This window comes from Roseicyclus mahoneyensis, from assembly GCF_003148775.1.
GTDB classification, from domain to species: domain Bacteria; phylum Pseudomonadota; class Alphaproteobacteria; order Rhodobacterales; family Rhodobacteraceae; genus Roseicyclus; species Roseicyclus mahoneyensis.
The window spans coordinates 799,621-817,959 of the sequence record NZ_QGGW01000001.1 but is presented as its reverse complement, the minus strand read 5'-3'; the positions used below and the strand labels follow the sequence as shown (position 1 = coordinate 817,959).

Sequence of the window (18,339 nt, the reverse complement as noted above, 5' to 3'; positions counted from 1 at the left end):
CGCCCATGGCGGGTATCACCGACCGCCCGTTCCGCGACCTCGTCGCGTCCTTCGGCGCCGGCATGGTCGTGTCCGAAATGATCGCAAGCCAGGAGATGGTGGAGGCCAAGCCCTCCGTGCGCGCCCGGGCCCGGCTTGGCTATGACGCCGCGCGTACCGCCGTGCAGATCGCGGGCCGCGAGGCGCACTGGATGGCCGAGGCTGCCCGCATCGCCGAAGGGCAGGGCGCGCAGGTCATCGACATCAACATGGGCTGCCCGGCCAAGAAGGTGACCAACGGCCTGTCGGGGTCCGCCTTGATGCGCGACCTCGACCATGCGCTATCGCTGATCGAGGCGGTGGTGGGCGCGGTTTCGGTGCCCGTGACGCTCAAGACGCGGCTGGGCTGGGATGACGGGCAAAGGAACGCCGCAGACCTTGCGCGACGTGCACAAGGCGCGGGCGTGGCGATGATCACCATCCACGGCCGCACACGCTGCCAGTTCTACAAGGGTCAGGCCGACTGGGCTGCGATCCGCACCGTGACCGAGGCGGTGAGCCTTCCCGTCATCGCCAATGGCGACATCACAGGCCCTGAGAGTGCCGCGCGCGCGCTCCGCCTGTCGGGGGCGGCGGGTGTCATGGTCGGGCGCGGGGCGCAAGGCCGACCCTGGGCCTTGGCCGAGATCGCCGCCGCCCTTTACGGCACGCCTGCGCCGCGGGTCCCGACCGGGGCGCGGCTGGTCGATCTGGTGGCCGGTCACTATGAGGCCATGCTGGGCTTTTACGGGCTCGACCTTGGGCTGCGTGTCGCGCGCAAGCATCTTGGCTGGTACATGGACGCGGCCGAAACGCCCGCCGATCTGCGCCGCCTTGTCCTGACGGCCACCGCACCGGCGCAGGTTCTGGCGCATCTGGCACAGGCGCTGGACCGTCCCGCCCGAAGGGATGCTGCATGACCAAGGTCACAACCAGCCTTTGGGCCTCCCTCCCGATCCCGGCTGTGATCTGCGACGCCGAGGATCGCATCCGCGACGTGAACCCCGCCGCGGAACTCTTTCTGAACGCGTCGAAAAAGGCGCTCGACGGCAGCCCGGTCTGGGACAAGATCTTTGTTGATGCGCCGCTGGAAGAGGCCTTTGCCCGCGTCCGCAGCGCCAGCGCGCCCTTGTTCGTCAACGCCGTCGACGTGGGCACCGGAAGTCGCAAGCCGGTGTCTTGCGACGTGCAGATTGCACCCTTGGCCGACAAGCCCGACCATGTGCTGGTGCTATTGGAAAGCCGCGAACTGGCAGGCCGCATGGACCGCGCGATGTCGTCGAAATCGGCGGCGAAATCGGCCATCGGAATGGCCGAGATGCTGGCGCACGAGATCAAGAACCCGCTGGCGGGTATCACCGGGGCCGCGCAGCTGATCGCCATGAACGCCAGCGGCGAGGATCGCGAACTGACCGATCTGATCGTCGAGGAAACGCGGCGCATCCTCAAGCTGCTCAGCCAGGTCGAGGAATTCGGCAATGTCCGCCCGCCTGACCGACGCGCGGTCAACATCCACGACATCCTCGACCGGGCGCGCAAATCGGCCGCCATCGGGTTCGCCGCCCACATGACAATCGAGGATGACTACGACCCCTCCCTTCCGTCGACCTTCGCCGATTCCGACCAGTTGCAGCAGGTGTTCCTGAACCTGCTCAAGAACGCCGCCGAGGCCGGACGCAGCGGGGGCACGATCCGGTTGCGGACATTTTACGAGATGTCGCTCAAGGTCCGCCGCAAGGATGGATCTGGGGCTGCCGTGCCCTTGCAGATCGAGGTCATAGACGACGGCCCCGGAATCCCGCCCGACATCTCTCAAGACCTGTTCGAACCCTTCGTGTCGGGCCGTGAGAATGGCACGGGCCTTGGCCTCGCGCTGGTCAGCAAGATCATCGCCGATCACGAGGGCTGGATCGGCGTCGACAGCGTGCCGGGGCGCACCGTGTTCCGGGTGTCGCTGCCCGTCGCCCCCAAGGAGGCGAAGGAATGATCCCCTTTCCCAAAGACGCCCAGACAACCGGAGAGACCTGACCCATGGACGGCACCGTTCTTGTCGCAGACGACGACCGCACCATCCGCACCGTTCTGACCCAGGCGCTGACGCGCGCGGGCTGCAAGGTGCACGCCACATCCAGCCTGATGACGCTGATGCGCTGGGTGGACGAGGGCAAGGGCGACCTCGTGATCTCGGACGTGATGATGCCCGACGGGAACGGGCTCGAGACACTGCCGCAGATCACCGAGAAACGGCCCGGCCTGCCGGTCATCATCATCTCGGCGCAGAACACGATCATGACCGCGATCCAGGCGACCGAAAAGGATGCCTACGACTACCTGCCCAAACCTTTCGACCTGCCCGACCTGATGAAGCGCGCGGCCCGTGCGCTGGACCAAAAACGCCGTGTGCAACCCCAGCGCAGCGCCGCGACCGGCGCCTCGGCCGCGGCCATCCCCGCGCAGCAAGAAGATCTGCCGCTGGTCGGACGCACGCCTGCGATGCAGGCGCTCTACCGGCTGGTGGCGCGTGTCATGAACACCGATCTGCCGGTCCTTGTGACCGGCGAAAGCGGCACCGGAAAATCGCTGATCGCGCGCGCCATCCATGATTTTTCCGACCGGCGCACGCTGCCCTTCGTCATTGCCACCGCGGGCGATCTGGAGGGGATGGACGGACCCTCCGCCTTGGCCGCGCGGGCCCGCGGCGGCTCGATCCTGTTCGATGAGGTGGGCGATCTGAGCGAGGAGGCGCAGGCGCGCATCGTGCGCATGCTTGACGCGTTCGGGGATTCGGCGCCGCGTGTCATGGCCAGCTCGCAACGCGATCTGATGGAGCGGATGGAGGCGGGCCAGTTCCGCCAGGATCTGTTCTACCGGCTGGGTGGCGTGACGCTGACCGTGCCCAGCTTGCGCGAGCGCGTCGACGACATTCCGTTGCTCGTCACCCATTTCCTGTCGCGCGCCGAACGCGACGGCCTGCCGCTGCGCCGCTTTTCCAATGACGCGATGGATCTGATCCGCGCCTATTCCTGGCCCGGCAATGTGCGGCAGCTGGAAAACACCATCAAGCGGCTCACCGTGACCGGCCAGACCGAGGAAATCGGCAAGGCCGAAGTCGAGATGGTGCTGGGCAACCAGCCCGCGATCGAGCCTTTGATGGGGGGCGCGCCGGGTGACAAGCTGTCGTCCTCGGTGGCCAAGCATCTGCGGCGCTACTTCGATCTGCATGGCGGCGTGTTGCCGCCTGCGGGGCTTTACAACCGCATTCTGCGCGAAGTGGAGACACCGCTGATCGAGATCGCGCTGGAGGCGACGGGCGGCAATCAAGCCAAATGTGCCGATCTGCTGGGCATCAACCGCAATACCTTGAGAAAAAAGATCACCGATCTGGATATCCGCGTGACACGCCGTCGCAAGTTGATGTAAACCCGCAACAGTCGCGTGGCCGATGGGCGACAGCCCGGAATTGGCCGTGTCACCTTGGGGGAGCATCCCGTGGATCAACCCGCGGACAGGCAGGCCGGCGGCCTGATCGACCGCTTCTGGCGGTTCAAGGAAGACCCGGGCGTGCGCAGCGCGGCGACGCTGGGTCTTGTGATGTTGGGCCCGGTTCTGGCCGTTCTGACCTTCCTCGTGCTCGGGCCGCTGTCCGATATGGCCGATGCGCCGGGGCTGCGGCTGATCATCCTTGCGGATCTTGTTTATGTGCTCGTCGTGGCGGCACTCGTCGCGCGCGAGGTCGCGCGTATCGTCGCCTCGCGCCGCGCGCAATCGGCCGGATCGCGGCTGCATCTGCGGCTGACGGGCGTGTTCACGGTGGTGGCGCTGGTGCCCACGATCCTGGTCGCCGTCTTTGCGACCATCACCGTCAACATGGGGCTTGAGGGGTGGTTTTCCGACCGCGTGTCGCGCGCTTTGGGAAACTCGGTGGATGCCGCCGTCGCCTACAGCCAAGAACACCGCGACGACCTGTCGACGGATACGCTGGCGCTGGCGAATTTCCTGAACCTGAACCGTCGCGCGACGGTTTTGCTGTCGGATGGCGACCTGCGGCAGTTGCTGTCGCAAGGCCAGGGCCGCATCCAGCGCGGCCTGCAGGAGGCTTTCATCATCGATGGCGGCGGCGAGATCCGCGCGCGCGGCGAATCGAGCTACCTGTTCGACTTCGACCTGCCCAGCGAGGCCGACCTCGCGCAGGCGGCCGAGGGTCAGCTTGTGCTGATCGAGGATCGGCGGCAGAACGAATTTCGCGCCCTGATGCGTCTCAACGCCTTTCCCGATCGCTATCTCTACGTCAGCCGCGAGGTCGATGGCTCTATCCTCGCGCTGCTCGACGAGACGCAGCAGACGGTCCAGCTCTATCGCCAGCTCGAGGCCGACCGGGGCCGCGTCTTGTTCGAATTCGGCCTTCTGTATCTTGGCTTTGCGCTCATCATGGTGATGGCGGCGATCTGGCTTGGCCTGTGGTTCGCCGAACGCCTGTCGCGCCCTGTCGGACAACTGGCCGGTGCCGCGCAGCGGGTCGGGCAGGGCGATCTGTCGGTGCGCGTGCCCGAGGAACGCGGCGATGACGAGATCGCCATGCTGGGCCGCCTGTTCAACCAGATGACCCGCCAGCTCAAGGGGCAACGCGACACGCTGGTCGAACAGAACGCCGCGACCGAGGCGCGGCGGCGTCTGTTCGACAGCGTCCTGGGGTCGGTCACCGCGGGTGTGATCGGCTTGAACGAGGCAGGCCGCGTCGATTTCATGAACCGCTCGGCGCTGCGGCTGCTGCAGCTGGTCGAGCAGCGCGACAGCGGTCTCAGCCTGTCGGCTGCAGTGCCGGAATTTGCCGCGCTGTTCGAGAGGTTGCAAAAATCGACCGCCGAGGCGGTTCAGGAAGAGATCAAGCTGACGCGCGCGGGCAAACAGGAAAGTCTGCTCGTGCGCATGGCCGTGCGCCGCAATGCCGAAGACGAGCTGGAGGGCTATGTGGTCGCCTTCGACGACGTGACGCAGCTGGTCAGTGCGCAGCGCATGGCTGCCTGGGGTGATGTGGCGCGCCGGATCGCCCATGAGATCAAGAACCCGCTGACCCCGATCCAACTCTCGGCGGAGCGCATAAAACGGAGATATGCCAAGGATCTGCAGGGTGAAGACAAGGCAAAACTTGAAGAGCTGACCGAGATCATCGTGCGCCAGACCAACGACCTGCGCCGGATCGTCGACGAGTTCTCCAAGTTCGCCCGCATGCCCGAACCCGAGACCCGGGTGGAGGATCTGGCCAGGCTGTTTCGCGAGGCACTGACACTGCAGCGCGCGGGCCAGCCTGGCGTGCGCTTTGACTTCGCCATTCCCGCGGACCCGGTGATGGCGGAACTGGATCCGACGATGATTGGACAGGCCTTTACAAACTTGTTGAAGAACGGTGGAGAAGCCATTGAAACACTGCAGGAAAAAGGCGCTCCGAAAGGCCATGTCCCGCAGTTGCGCGGCGCGCTGACCGCAACCGCAGGGGCGGCCATCATCACGATCGCCGACAATGGCATCGGCCTGCCCGTCGACCGTGAGAAACTGTTCGAACCCTATGTGACCACCCGCGACAAGGGCACGGGTCTGGGGCTGCCGATCGTGAAGAAGATTATCGAGGAACACGGCGGGACGCTGGAGTTGCTGGATGCGGAGCCGTTCGAGGACGGCGCGCACTCCGGCGCCATGGCGCGCATCACCTTGCCGATATTGCCCAACGGAGAGACAGCATGAGCGACATTCTGGTCGTGGATGACGAGCGCGATATCCGCGAATTGATCTGCGACATCTTGCAAGACGAGGGGTATGCGACGCGGATGGCGGGCACCTCGGACGAGTGCATGGCCGAGCTGAACAAGGCGCAGCCGGGGCTGATGATCCTCGACATCTGGCTCAAGGACAGCTCGATGGACGGGATCGACATCCTCGGCCATGTCAAGCGCGACAACCCCGACGTGCCGGTGGTCATCATCTCGGGCCATGGCAACATCGAGATCGCGGTCGCCGCGATCAAGCAGGGCGCCTATGACTTCATCGAAAAGCCCTTCAACATCGATCAGTTGCTGGTGGTGATCCGGCGCGCGATGGAAACCTCGCGGCTGCGCCGGGAAAATGCGACGCTGCGCAGGCAAGATGTGAAGGGCGCCGAGATGATCGGCACGGGCATCGCCTTCCGCACCCTCAAGGGGCAGCTCGACAAGGTCACGAAATCGAACGGCCGGGTGATGCTGACCGGTGGGCCCGGCGCGGGCAAGGAGGTGTCCGCGCGCTACATCCACGCCCATTCCAACCGCGCAAGCGCGCCCTTTGTCACCGTCAGTTCCGCCGCCGTCCAGCCCGACCACATGGAAGAGGTGCTGTTCGGCCGCGAAAGCCCCGAGCGTGGCGTGGAACAGGGCCTGTTGGAACAGGCCCATGGCGGCGTGGTCTATTTCGACGAGGTGGCCGACATGCCGCCCGGCACGCAATCCAAGATCCTGCGCGTGCTGGTGGACCAGTCCTTTACCCGCGTGGGCGGCACGGCCAAGGTGCGGGTCGATCTGCGCGTCATCTCGTCGACCTCGCGCGATCTGTCGGCGTTGATCGCCGAGGGGCGGTTCCGCGAGGAGCTGTACCACCGGCTGAACGTTGTCCCGATCGAGGTGCCGAGCCTTGAGGACCGGCGCGACGACATCCCCGAACTGGCGCGCCATTTCATCGCCGAGTTCAACCGCGATCAGGGCCTGCCGCTACGGCCCTTGGGCGAGGATGCTTTGGCGATCTTGCAGACCATGCGTTGGCCCGGCAACGTGCGCCAGCTGAGGAACGTGATCGAGCGCGTGCTGATCCTGGGCGATGGCACCGGCCCGATCGAGGCGCGCGACCTGCCCGGACAGGCCGAGGCTCTGGGCGAGGATGAGGGCGGCGCGCTGTCGCCCACGCTGACCACGCTGCCACTGCGCGAGGCGCGCGAATTGTTCGAGCGGCAATACCTGATGGCGCAGATCAACCGCTTTGGCGGCAACATCAGCCGCACCGCGAGTTTCGTCGGCATGGAGCGCTCTGCGTTGCACCGCAAGCTCAAGTCGCTTGGGGTGGTCACGACCAGCAAGTCGGGCGCGCGCGTGGCGCAGATGGAAGACGACGACTAGCCCCGATCAGATCGGATTGACGATCAGCGCAGGACCCGGACCTGGACTGTAGAGACAGGTGCCGCCTGTCAGTTGCGGCATGACGGTGGACAGCCGGATTTGCGTGCCCTCTTCGCAGCGGGGCAGGCCAATGCGCGCGTAGCCGCGCGCGCCCATGCAGCCCTGCGCGGCGGTGCGTCGGAACGGCGCGTTCACATCGACCGTATAGGGGTCGCCGCCCTCGAAATAGCCCGGCTGGGTGACGCAGACCCCGGCGCTGTCGCAGATCTGCCGGGGCGGCACATAGCGGCGCGGGGTGTAGCGGGTCTCATTGCGGATCGGGAAATCCGTCAGCGCCTGCCTGTCGCACGCAGCGATATAGGCATCGCGGGTGGCAATGTCCACGCCCTCGGCGTAATAGGTCGATCCCGTGACGCAGCCCGACAGGGTCACGGCGGTGATCACGATGGCAAGCGTCAGGCGCATCCGCGCGTTCCTTCCTGCAGCGATCCCGGTCGGAACCTATTGCCCGCCCGCCGGCCTGTCCAGCCTTCAGCGCGTCACGATCAGGTGCTCGAGCCCATGGAAATGGTAGATGTTGGCATAGGATGGTTGTGCGGCAAGGCGCAGGCCCGGGTGCATCTCGAACAGCACCGTCAGCGCGATCTGCAGTTCCAGTCGTGCAAGAGGCGCGCCGACGCAGAAATGCAGCCCCGCACCAAAGGCGAGGTTGGCGGGGCCGTCGTCGCGGTCGGGGCGGAACGTCTCGGCCTCGGCATAGACCGCAGCGTCCCGCCCGGCCGAGGCCAGCAGCAATCCCACCTGATCGCCGCGCCGGAAGTCGTGGCCGAACAGCGTGACATCCTCGTAGGCGGTCCGCGTGAACAGGTGCAAAGGCGGGTCGTGGCGCAGGATTTCCTCGACGAGGGTCGCGGCGCCCGCGCCGGGGCGTGCGCCCGTCTGCAGGCAAGCCTTCACCCCGTTGCCCAAGCTGTGAACCGTCGCCTCGTGACCGGCGTTGAGCAGCAAGATACAGGTGGTGATCAACTCGTCCGTGCTGAGTTTCTCGCCCGCCTCCTCGGCGGTGATGAGCGCGGTGATCAGGTCGTCGCGCGGGTCGGTGCGGCGACGCTCGACATAGGCGCGCAGGAAGCCCGCGAAATCTTCGGCGGCGGCGTTTGCCGCGACCTCTTCGGCGCGGGTGCGGCGGGCCTGATACATCTGGACCATGGCATTGGACCAGCGCAGCAGCTCCGGGGCCATGGCCTCGGGCACGCCCAGAAGCCGGGCGATGAGGATGACCGGGATGGGGCGGCAAAACGCATCAAGCAGGTCAAACGCGCCCACGGGCAGTTTCGTGGCGAGGTCGCGGGCGAGGGCTTCGATCTCGGGAGCCATCGCTTGAATGCGGCGCGATGTGAAGGCGCGCAGCACGAGGCCGCGCAGACGGGTGTGGCGCGGCGGCTCCAGCTCCAGCATGGAATGGGCCTCGACCGCGTAGAAACCCGCGACATGCTCGGGGATGTCGGGCTGGGTGATCGGCTCGCGCCCGAAGCGGCGGTCGCGCAGCAAGGTGTTGACCGCCCGATGGGTCGTGGCCATCGGCAGGGCGTAGTCTTCCCACCAGACCAGAGGTCCGGCGGCCCGGGCGCGGGCGTAGAACGGGTAGGGGTTCTGGACGAAAACGGGGTCAGTGGGGGATTGGAACAGCCGCTGCATGGGTCTTGTCATCGCAGGCGGCGCACCGCTTGGCCAGCGGTGCGCCATGCATATTTGGAGAAAGATGAAGGGGAAGGACGGGCCTGCCCCTTGCGGTTCAGTCTGCGCCGCGCACCGGGATGCTGGCGTTGGCGCTGGGGTTGAACAGGCGCTGGATCAGGTAGATGCCGCCCGCAAACCCTAAGCCGACCAGATCGGTGACAAGCCCGCCCTCGATCATGAAGAGCGCGGCAAAGACCAGACCGATGCGCAAGAACCAGGCCGAGCGTCCGCCCATGAACCAGCCCTGCACGCCCGCCGACAGGAGAAACACACCGAAGGTGGCGGTGATGCCGGCGCGGATGACCTCGAACCATGTCCCGTCCATCAAGAGCGCACCGTTGTAGAAGAACATGAAGGGCACGATGAAGGCTGCGATGCCGATCCGGAAGGAGGCGACCGAGGTTTCCATCGGGTTGGCGCCCGAGATGCCCGCCGCCGCATAGCTGGCCAGCGCCACGGGGGGCGTGATGGCCGAGACAACGGCGAAGTAGAAGACGAAGAAATGCGCCGTCAGAAGCGGGATGCCGAGGTTCACGAGGCCCGGCGCCACGACCGCCGCGGCCACCGCATAGGCCGCCGTCGTGGGCATGCCCATGCCGAGCAGGATGGCGATGCACATGGCGAAGAAGAGCGCGAGCAGCTGGCTGACGCCCGCGAGGTCCAAGAGCAGGTTGGAGAAGCGCGCACCGACCCCTGTCAAAGAGATGACGCCCACGATGATGCCCGCCGCCGCACAGACCGCGATGATCTGGATCGACATGATCCCCGCCAGCTCGAAGGCCTTGATGATCGAGCGGATGCCCATCCGGTAGGGTGTCAGCCAGCTGACCACGGCTGCGGCGACGGTCGCAAGCGTGCCTGCCCGTATCACTGAATAGCCCATGAAAAGCGCCACGATCAAGATGATGATGGGGATGAACAGGAAGATCTGCCGCGCGAGCTTGCGCAGCTTGGGCAATTCGTCCTCGCGCATGCCGCGCATGCCCAGTTTGGCGGCCTCCATGTCGACCATGAAGTAGATCGAGGCGAAATAGAGGATCGCGGGGATGATCGCGGCGGCGGCAATCTCGGTGTAGGGGATGCCCGTCACCTCGGCCATGATGAAGGCGCCCGCGCCCATGATCGGCGGCATGATCTGCCCGCCGGTCGAGGCCGCGGCCTCGATCGCGCCGGCGGTCTTTTTCTGGTAGCCGACCTTTTTCATCAGCGGGATGGTGAGTGAGCCGGTCGCCACGACGTTGCCCGCGGACGTACCGTTGATCATGCCCATCAAGCCGGAGGCGAAGATGGCGACCTTGGCCGGGCCGCCGCGCGACCGGCCTGCCAAGGCGAAGGCGAAGTTCACGAAGTAATCGCCCACTTTCGACGCCTGCAGAAAGGCCGCGAAGATGATGAAGAGGATGATGTAGGTCGAGGAGACCGAGGTGGTCGTGCCAAGGATGCCGACATCGGAATAGACCGTGCCGAAGAAGCGCTGCCATGTGTAGGGCGTTTCGACCCGCAGGATCGAGGGCAAGAGATGCGCGGTGAAGGTGTAGAGGAGGAAAATGCCCGCGATGACCACCAGCGCCATGCCTGCCACGCGGCGTGTGAGTTCTAGGATCAGCGCTGTGCCCGCCGTGGCGGCGAAGGCCACGCCGATGGGCACCTGCGGCGTGCCGACGGAATTGCGGCCTGCCGTGCTGTATATCGGGATGAGGTAAAGGGCCACGATGACGGCGCAGAGCCCCAGCACGATGTCCGACGCGGTGAAGGCCGCGCGGTCACGTCGTTCGAACCAGCTTGTCACGATGGCGCCAAAGGTGGCGACCAGAAGGGGCAGGCCGAACCACCATATCTCGCGGTCATAGACCCAGTCGTAGACGGCGAAGTTTTCGGGGATCGCGGGCATCGACATCCACAAGACCCGGCCACCCATCTCGATGACATTCTCCGAGCCGATGAACTGGATGAAGCCCAGCGTGGTCACGGCGGCGACAAGGGCGGGCAGGGCGAGCGCTGCGGCGACAAGGGTGATGGTGCGCGTCTCGCGTGCGGGGCCCGGCGGGGCGCTCGCCGGAAAGCTGTAGGCGGAAAAGAGCAAGAAGCCCAAGACCAACGCGCCCGCGATATGGACCATGCGGAAATTCCACGGCTCCATCGGCAGGGTCGGCAAGAAGGGCAGGCGGCTGGCCCAGGTGCGCTGGATCTCGCGCGCGGCGCTGCGCAGCTCGGCGGCCGCGGATTGTGCGGTGGTGATATCGGCAGCAAGCGCGCGGATTTCGTCAGCGTTACTGGCGGTTTGGGCGACCTCGTCGGCCAGTGCCATCAGGCGGCGCATGCTGTTGCCGGTGAAGGCCTCGCCCGCCGGGCCCAGTGCCGTGCGCAGGTCCGCGAACCCGCTTTGGGCCTCGCGTTCAGCCATGGTGGCCTGCACCGACCAAGGCGTGGCGATCAACCCGCTGATCGACAGACCGTTCAGCGCCGCCATGTGGAAGGCCGCATAGGCAAAGGCCAGCGCCGCAAGAATGGTGTAGGCGCGCCCGACAAAGAGGCGACGGTTGCCCTCGATAGGCTCTTCGTCGACGCCTTCGGCGATGACCTGATCGGTCGGGCTGGTCTGGTCGGTCATGATGTCGGGTCCCCCGCGGACGGCAATTTCGGCCTGTCTGTCATGCGGGCCGCGCCATTGTGTGACGGCGCGGCCCCTTCGCGTGTCAGGCGCGGGGCCGGATGGCCCCGCACGCGATCACATGGCGCCGTGGATGGTGGCGGGGTCGATGGTCGCGCCGGCGTTCTCGGTGAACCAGCGGGCCGCACCGGGGTGCCACATCAGGGCAGTGTTCTTGTCCCAATGCTCGGGCAGGGTTTCGGTGGCGGCCGAGTGGATGCCGACCATCCGCTCGTTGTCGGACATGATCACGTCGGTGACGGCGTAGACGAAGCTCTCGGGCAGGTCGCAGTTGGCGATGGCGAAGTTCCACATCGCCACCGAGCGCGCGGGGGCAGTCAGGGTGGAGTAGGTATCGGCCGGGATGTCGAAGGCCGACACCGGGAACTGCTCCATGATGGTGGCTTGCTCGGCCTCGGTGAACTCGATGATGTTCACATCGGTCTGCACCTCGAGCTGCGACACGGTCGGGATCGGCACGCCCGCTGCAAAGGCGATCACGTCGAGTAGACCGTCCTGAAGCTGGCCGCCGAGGTCATCCCAGCCGCCGTTGCGACGCTCGAATTCCACGCCCAGCGCTTCGAGCATCAGCGGGAAATAGGTGTCCGACGACGATCCTGCGGGGCCGAAGCCGATGCGCGCGCCGGCAGGGATGTCGGCGATATCCTCGATCCCGGTCGACGACAGGACCGTGACCGAGAACGGCGTCTGGTACATCGGGAACATCGCGCAGGCGTTGGTCATCTGCAGGCCGGGCGCGATCGGGTTGGTGCCGGCATAGGACTCGGCTGCCGGACCCATGGTGGTCAGGCCGAAAGCGGCCTCGCCGGTGTGGACCAGCGCCATGTTCTGCATCGGGCCGCCGGTCACTTCGGCGCCTCCCGACAGGCCCAGCTCGTCGGCCACGAGGTTTGCCCAGCCGGCGCCATATACGAAGAACGTGCCGCCTTGCGACGCTGTGCCGACGGTGAAGCTTTCGGGCCAGCCGGTGCGGTCTTCTTGTGCGAAAACGGCGGTCGCGGTCAGCGCGGTGGTGGCCGCAAGTGCTGCGATACGGGTGAAGGTCATTCCGTGTCTCTCCCTGTTGAACGGATAAAGCGCCCGGCTCCCCCCGGTCCGCTTGGCGTCGGGGTGTGGCGGGTCCGGGTGTGGCATGCAAGCCTTGCATGACCGGGTTGCAGCCGCGTTGATGGATTTCCGGGCGCCATGGGTCGCTTTCTACCCAAAACGCCTCCGCCATGTCACCCCTGTGACACAACGCGCGCCCAAGCGGTCAATCTTCGCGGAAGTTTTCCCGGCTGAGCGCATGGCGCTGCATCTTTTCGTAAAGCGCCTTGCGGCTCAGCCCCAGCGCCTCATAGGTCGCCTTGAGGTTACCGCCATGGGCGGCGAGGCTGGCGGCGAGCAGCGCCTTTTCATGGGCGGACATCTTGTCGGCCAATGTGCCGCCCGGTTCCGCGTCGCCTGTCCAGAGCGCGCTGTCCAGCCCCAGCGCCAACCGCTCGGCGGCATTTCGCAACTCGCGCACATTGCCGGGCCAGTCCCGCGCGGCCAGCGCCGACAGCACCGCACCCGGCACATTCGGCACGGGGCGACCGGCGCGCGCGGCGGCCAGTGCCAGCAGTGACAGGAACAGCTCGGGAATATCCTCGCGCCGTTCTGACAGAGGCGGCAGGCGCAAGGTGACGACATTGAGCCGGTAGAGCAGATCGGGCCGAAACCCGCCATCGCGGGCAGCGGCGGACAGGTCGCGCTTGGAGGCCGCGACGATCCTGAGGTCGAGCAAGATCGGATCATTCGAGCCTAGCCGCGTCACGCTGCGGTGTTCGACCACATGCAGCAGCTTGCCCTGAAGCGCCAGCGGCAGGCTGTCGATTTCGTCGAGAAACAAGGTACCGCCGCGCGCATGTTCGAACCGGCCGTAGCGCGCGCGGGTGGCCCCCGCGAAGGCGCCGGCCTCGTGGCCGAACAACTCGCTTTCGATCATCTCGGCGGGCAGGGCGGCGCAATTGACCGCGATGAAGGGGCGATCAGCCCGCGCGCTGGCAGCATGGAGCGCGCGGGCAGTGACTTCCTTGCCGGTGCCGGTCTCGCCTTCGATCAGGACATCGGCATCGGTGTCGGCCACGGCGCGCACCTGCGCGCGCAGCCGCACGATGGCCTCGGACCGTCCCAGCAGACGATCCGTGACCGGGTCCTGCGCCGCGATCCCGCCTGCGCGCAGGCGGCGGTTTTCCAGTGTCAGTCGGCGCTTTTCCAGCGCGCGGCCCACAGCCTCGACCAGCCTGGCCGGGGCATAGGGTTTTTCAAGGAAATCGTAGGCCCCGCCTTTCATCGAGGCGACGGCAAGGTCGACGTCACCATGGCCCGTCACCAAGATCACGGGCAGTTCGGCGTCGATGGTCAGCACCTCGGTCATCAATGCCAGACCGTCCATGCCGGGCATCCTGATGTCGGTGACCAGAACGCCCGCGAAATCGGGCGTGACATGGGCCAGCGCGGCGCTGGCACTGTCGCACAAGATCGTGTCAAGATTGGCCAGCATCAGGGCCTGCCCAGCCGCGTGGCGCAGCGGGGCCTCGTCATCGACGAAAAGGACGGGGGCGGGGGTTTGCGTCATTCCGCGGCCATGTCGGACGGCGGATCGGTCAGGTCAAGCTCCACGGTAAAGACCGCGCCGCCGCCCGCCCGGTTGGCGGCACTGAGCCGCCCATTGAAATCACGCACGATGTTGTAGGAGATCGACAGCCCCAGCCCCAGCCCCTGACCCGGCGGCTTGGTGGTGAAGAACGGATCGAAGGCTTGCGCCAGTGCCTCATCGGCAAGACCCGTGCCGGTATCGGCCACCTCGAACAGGCAGCGCGTGCCGCTCACCTGCAGCGTGAGCGTCACCATCGGCGCGGGATCGTCCTCCATCGCGTCCAGCGCGTTGCCGATCAGGTTCACGATCACCTGTTGCAGCCGCACGCGCCCGCCTGTGACCCAGACCTCGGTGGCGGGCGGCGCATAGGCAAGCTGCGCGCCCGCCGCCTGCAGCCGGGGGCGCATCAGGTCCATCGCATCGCTGACCACGGCGCGCATCGGCACCGGGCCGGTCTTGTCTTGCGGGCGGCGGGCGAAGTTGCGCAGGTGCTTGGAGATCGTGGCCATCCGGTCGGCCATGGACGAGATCAGGCCGATGTTCTCGCGCGCCTCGGCGACGCGGTCACGGTCCAGAAAGGTCGCGGCATTCTCGGCATAGGCTTTCACGGCGGCGAGCGGCTGGTTGAATTCATGGCTCAGCGCCGCCGACATCTGGCCAAGGGCAGCCAGCTTGCCCGCTTGCACCAGATCACCTTGGGTCTTGCGCAATTGCGCCTCGGCGCGGATGCGATCCTCGATTTCCTGACGAAGCTGCGCATTCGCGGCGTCCAGATCGCGGGTGCGCTCCTGCACGTGCGCCTCCAGCCGTTCCTGTTCGCTGCGCTGTCTGACCAGCCGTTCCTCCAGCCGGATGCGGCGTTGCCAGATCGTGGCGGCCACCAGCGACAGGAACAGTGCCGCCAGCCCCGCGATCGTCATCACGCCTAGCGCCTGCCCACGGGCGGGGGCTGTCGGCGACAGGATCGACACCCGCCAGCCCGAGGCCGCGATCAGCCCCGTCTGCATCACCATGGTCTCAAATCCGCTGTCGCCCTCGATGGTGACGATCTCGTACTCCGTTCCGCGCAGGGGTATGCGGCGCACAGGCAGCGGCCTGAGTGCGGACAAGGGGTATTGCCGGGTCGCGGCTATCGCCTCCAGCGCAACCTCGGGCACGGGGCCCATGGTGCGGAAATGCCAATCCGCCCGGTCCGACAGGAAGATCACGTTCGACATGTCTTGCACGATGATTGTCGCGCCGCTCTCGGCCCATGTCGCCTCGAAGGCATCAAGCGTGATCTTGATCGCGACGACACCCACGATCTCGGTGCCGTCCAGAACCGGCGCGGCAAAGAAATAGCCACGTTCGTTCGAGGTCGTGCCGAGCGCATGGAACCGCCCGCGCCCGCTGGCCAAGGCATCGGTGAAATAGGGCCGGTAGTCGAAGCGCCGCCCGACGAAAGAGCGTTCGGTCCGGTAGGACGAGGCGGCGATGGTCAGGCCGGTCGTGTCCATCAGGTAGACATCCGACACGCCCAGCGACAGCGCGGTCTGGCGGAGTTGTTCGTTGACGAAGGGTACAAGGCCCGAATTCTCGGGATCGGTCAGAAGCTGCGCGAGGATCGGACGTTCGGCCAGCAGGCCCGGCAACGTCTCTGTCCGGCCGATCGCGCCGCGCAGAACCTGCGTGGCCAGATCGAGCGTGGCGCGGTCGCGGTCGCCGATCTCGATCTGGTAGGCGCGTTCGATGTGTGGAAAGGCCAGCAGGCCCAGAACGGCCAGGACGGCCAGGACGGCCAGAACGGCGGCCACGACGGCCGCGGGCCTGCGCGGCGCACGAGGGGGCGGATCGGTCAAGCTGGCGTGGGCGGTGTCCATCTGTGCAAGTATGCAAGGCGCGCGGGCGGCTGGCCAGTGGCCGCGTGCGGCCCAGCCTGCCTGTCGCGGAATGCAGGATTTTCCCCGTACTGCCGCCGATCATTTTTCTGGCCTTGTCCGGTCCGGGCCGTCTAGGGTCGCGCAAGATGGCGTGCCTTTGCGTCCGCCCGTGTAAACCGGAGGATTTGTCCATGCAAACAAGGATCATCGGCCCCTGTGCCGCAGCGGCGATTGCCGCATTCGCCATGCCCGCGGCCGCGCAGGGCGTGTCTTGCGGCGGGTTGGGCGAGGGTGCGCCATGGCTTGGCGGCAGCCGTGAAGCGTCGGATCTGGCGCGGGTGCAGGCGCCGCTGGCTTTGTCGCGGGTCACGGTGGGCGCGGGCATGCGGAGCGTGGCGCTGTTCACGCTCAGCCAGCCCGGCGAGTTCCGGGTCGAGGCGGCCCCTGCCGACGAATTCGGCGACACGGTGCTGGAACTCTTCGATGCCAACGGCACGTTGATCGTGACCGATGACGATTCGGGCGGCGCGCTGTCCAGCCGGGCCGAGCTGCCGCTCGCGGCCGGTGACTATTGTCTGGCCGTCATGGGCTATGCCGGGCAACCCGTCATCGCCGATCTGCAGGCCAGCCGTCTGGACATGCCGGCGCTGACGCAAGGGCTGTACGGCGGGTTCGCCGGGACAGAGGGTTTTCCCTTCTTTGTCGGCGTTCAGCCCTGCCTTGCCGACACACCCGCGACACGGCTCGGGCAAGGTCCGATCGACGCGCTGCTGCCCCAGGGCGGTGTCAACGCCTCCAACACGGTCGCGGCCGTGCCCTATTACCGGTTCACGTTGGCCAGTCCTCAGGCGGTCAGCATCCGGGCCGAGAACTGGGATGCCGACCCCTACATCTACATCTTTGACGGGCAGGGGAACTTGCTGGCCGAGAATGACGATTACGACAGTCTCGACAGCCGCATCGATTTTACCCAAGCCCTCCCGCCGGGCGACTACTGCATCGCCATGCGGGCCTTGTCGGACCCCAACCTGCCGGTGACCGTGCGGGTGCTGGGCTTTGACGCCCGGGCCGCCGCTGCCGAGGCCTATGCCATGGGCGATGCTGCTCCGCCGCTCGACGGCAGCTATCCGGTGCAATCACTGGGCGTGGTCGGCCGCGGGCTGACGCAAGATGTGTCGGTCGCGGGCCGCACCGCGCAGTGGTTCGTGATCGACGTGGCGGATTACAGTCTGCTCATCATCAACGCCGACGAGGTGCGCGACAGCGATCCGGTGTTGATCGTCTTCGACGAATTCGGCCGTGAGCTTGGCTTCAACGATGATGCCAACGGCACGCTGAATTCCGAGCTGACCGTGCGCACGCCGCCGGGCCGCTACCTGATTGCGGTGCGCCAGTATTCGGACGGGTATCAAGGCATCATCCGGCTGGGCGTGCAGCGCTTCGTGCCTGCGCAATAGTCCCTGTCGCCCTCGCACTGTGTTCATCGCCGCGTCCGGAACTGTCCGGGCGCGGCGGTTTGGTCTCAGGCGGCGTCGAGCGCGGCGATGATGCCTGCGAAATCGGCGGCCTTGAGCGAGGCACCGCCGACCAATGCGCCGTTCACGTCCCGAACGGCAAAGATCTCGGCCGCATTGCCGGGCTTGACCGACCCGCCGTAAAGAATGGCCATCTCGCGCCCTGCCTCACCAAAGCGGGTCGTCAGATGCGCCCGGATCGCGCCATGCACCTCGGCGATCTGCTCGGTGGTGGGCACACGCCCTGTGCCGATGGCCCAAACGGGTTCATAGGCGATGACCAGCGTCGCGGCGGTGACACCGTCGGGGATGGAGCCCGACAATTGCGTTTCGACCACGGCAAGGGTGACGTCGGCGTCGCGCTCGGCTCCGGTCTCGCCGACGCACACAATGACGGTCAGGCCCGCTGCCAAGGCCGCCTCGGCCTGCGCGCGGACCTCGGCGTCCGTCTCGGCATGATCGGCACGGCGTTCGGAATGGCCGAGGATCACGTGGGTTGCGCCCGCATCCGTCAGCATCGCCGCCGCGATGTCGCCGGTATGTGCGCCCTGGCTGGCCGCGTGGCAGGTCTGTCCGCCTATGGCGATGGCACTGCCACTTGCGCGCTCGGCCATGCGATGGATCAGCGTCGCGGGCGGGCAGATCACGATCCGGGCGACGGGGGCGGTGTGGGCGGCGATCAGGGCGTCCAGCTCGGACAGCGACGCGCCGTCCCCGTGCATCTTCCAGTTTCCGGCGGCGATCTTGGGGGGCATGATCTGTTCCTTGGGCTCGGGTCGGT

At 66.6% G+C, this 18,339-nt stretch carries 13 protein-coding genes; 6 read left to right on the top strand and 7 right to left on the bottom strand.

The annotated features are described in order from the left end of the window. The first annotated feature begins 5 nt into the window (after positions 1–5). The 5 genes from dusB (at position 6) to ntrX (ending at position 7,154) form a co-directional block, all read left to right on the top strand. Entirely contained in the window at positions 6–938 is a 933-nt protein-coding gene (dusB, locus tag C7455_RS03990; protein ID WP_109665646.1) for a tRNA dihydrouridine synthase DusB, read from the top strand. Beyond that, positions 935–2,005, top strand: a complete 1,071-nt coding sequence (locus C7455_RS03985; RefSeq protein ID WP_109665642.1) for a two-component system sensor histidine kinase NtrB — start codon at positions 935–937, stop codon at positions 2,003–2,005. The genes dusB and C7455_RS03985 overlap by 4 nt, the downstream gene beginning before the upstream one ends. Positions 2,006–2,049: 44 nt before the next feature. Continuing rightward, positions 2,050–3,438, top strand: coding sequence for a response regulator (locus tag C7455_RS03980; protein WP_109665640.1), 1,389 nt, complete (start codon positions 2,050–2,052; stop codon positions 3,436–3,438). Between the two features lie 171 nt (positions 3,439–3,609). Beyond that, entirely contained in the window at positions 3,610–5,757 is a 2,148-nt protein-coding gene (locus tag C7455_RS03975; protein ID WP_109666167.1) for a sensor histidine kinase NtrY-like, read from the top strand. Continuing rightward, positions 5,754–7,154 (top strand): nitrogen assimilation response regulator NtrX, encoded by a 1,401-nt coding sequence (gene ntrX, locus C7455_RS03970; RefSeq protein ID WP_109665637.1) that lies wholly within the window; start codon positions 5,754–5,756, stop codon positions 7,152–7,154. Before C7455_RS03975 ends, ntrX begins: the two co-directional genes overlap by 4 nt. Positions 7,155–7,160: 6 nt before the next feature. Here ntrX and C7455_RS03965 read toward each other — a convergent pair whose 3' ends face one another. The 6 genes from C7455_RS03965 to C7455_RS03940 all read right to left on the bottom strand — a co-directional run bounded on the left by C7455_RS03965 (position 7,161) and on the right by C7455_RS03940 (position 16,044). After that, the gene (locus C7455_RS03965; protein ID WP_109665634.1) at positions 7,161–7,619 is read right to left on the bottom strand and encodes a hypothetical protein; all 459 of its coding nucleotides are present in this window, start codon (positions 7,617–7,619) and stop codon (positions 7,161–7,163) included. Between the two features lie 66 nt (positions 7,620–7,685). Next, positions 7,686–8,852, bottom strand: coding sequence for a cytochrome P450 (locus tag C7455_RS03960; protein WP_109665633.1), 1,167 nt, complete (start codon positions 8,850–8,852; stop codon positions 7,686–7,688). 97 nt (positions 8,853–8,949) lie between these two features. Continuing rightward, entirely contained in the window at positions 8,950–11,505 is a 2,556-nt protein-coding gene (locus tag C7455_RS03955; protein WP_109665630.1) for a TRAP transporter permease, read from the bottom strand. A 117-nt stretch (positions 11,506–11,622) separates the two neighbouring features. Then, entirely contained in the window at positions 11,623–12,612 is a 990-nt protein-coding gene (locus C7455_RS03950) for a TAXI family TRAP transporter solute-binding subunit (RefSeq protein WP_109665628.1), read from the bottom strand. Positions 12,613–12,817: 205 nt separating this feature from the next. After that, positions 12,818–14,164, bottom strand: a complete 1,347-nt coding sequence (locus tag C7455_RS03945; protein ID WP_109665625.1) for a sigma-54-dependent transcriptional regulator — start codon at positions 14,162–14,164, stop codon at positions 12,818–12,820. Beyond that, positions 14,161–16,044 carry an ATP-binding protein gene (locus C7455_RS03940; RefSeq protein WP_109665621.1) on the bottom strand — a complete coding sequence of 628 codons (1,884 nt, stop codon included), beginning with the start codon at positions 16,042–16,044 and terminating at the stop codon, positions 14,161–14,163. The genes C7455_RS03945 and C7455_RS03940 overlap by 4 nt, the downstream gene beginning before the upstream one ends. A gap of 191 nt (positions 16,045–16,235) precedes the next feature. On the opposite strand from C7455_RS03940, the gene C7455_RS03935 reads away from it, so the two are divergent. After that, positions 16,236–17,501: a DVUA0089 family protein gene (locus C7455_RS03935; protein WP_170118986.1), complete on the top strand. Its 1,266-nt coding sequence runs from the start codon at positions 16,236–16,238 to the stop codon at positions 17,499–17,501. Between the two features lie 65 nt (positions 17,502–17,566). Here C7455_RS03935 and tpiA read toward each other — a convergent pair whose 3' ends face one another. Continuing rightward, the gene (gene tpiA / locus C7455_RS03930) at positions 17,567–18,313 is read right to left on the bottom strand and encodes a triose-phosphate isomerase (protein ID WP_109665616.1); all 747 of its coding nucleotides are present in this window, start codon (positions 18,311–18,313) and stop codon (positions 17,567–17,569) included. Positions 18,314–18,339 lie beyond the last annotated feature (26 nt).

Bases quoted from the DNA above. Each gene is read 5' to 3' on its own strand.
- C7455_RS03940 (WP_109665621.1), bottom strand. From the start codon at position 16,044: ATGGACACCGCCCACGCCAGCTTGACCGATCCGCCCCCTCGTGCGCCG.
- C7455_RS03950 (WP_109665628.1), bottom strand. From the start codon at position 12,612: ATGACCTTCACCCGTATCGCAGCACTTGCGGCCACCACCGCGCTGACC.
- ntrX (WP_109665637.1), top strand. From the start codon at position 5,754: ATGAGCGACATTCTGGTCGTGGATGACGAGCGCGATATCCGCGAATTG.
- C7455_RS03985 (WP_109665642.1), top strand. From the start codon at position 935: ATGACCAAGGTCACAACCAGCCTTTGGGCCTCCCTCCCGATCCCGGCT.
- C7455_RS03935 (WP_170118986.1), top strand. From the start codon at position 16,236: ATGCAAACAAGGATCATCGGCCCCTGTGCCGCAGCGGCGATTGCCGCA.
- C7455_RS03975 (WP_109666167.1), top strand. From the start codon at position 3,610: ATGTTGGGCCCGGTTCTGGCCGTTCTGACCTTCCTCGTGCTCGGGCCG.
- C7455_RS03960 (WP_109665633.1), bottom strand. From the start codon at position 8,852: ATGCAGCGGCTGTTCCAATCCCCCACTGACCCCGTTTTCGTCCAGAAC.
- tpiA (WP_109665616.1), bottom strand. From the start codon at position 18,313: ATGCCCCCCAAGATCGCCGCCGGAAACTGGAAGATGCACGGGGACGGC.
- dusB (WP_109665646.1), top strand. From the start codon at position 6: ATGGCGGGTATCACCGACCGCCCGTTCCGCGACCTCGTCGCGTCCTTC.
- C7455_RS03955 (WP_109665630.1), bottom strand. From the start codon at position 11,505: ATGACCGACCAGACCAGCCCGACCGATCAGGTCATCGCCGAAGGCGTC.
- C7455_RS03980 (WP_109665640.1), top strand. From the start codon at position 2,050: ATGGACGGCACCGTTCTTGTCGCAGACGACGACCGCACCATCCGCACC.
- C7455_RS03945 (WP_109665625.1), bottom strand. From the start codon at position 14,164: ATGACGCAAACCCCCGCCCCCGTCCTTTTCGTCGATGACGAGGCCCCG.
- C7455_RS03965 (WP_109665634.1), bottom strand. From the start codon at position 7,619: ATGCGCCTGACGCTTGCCATCGTGATCACCGCCGTGACCCTGTCGGGC.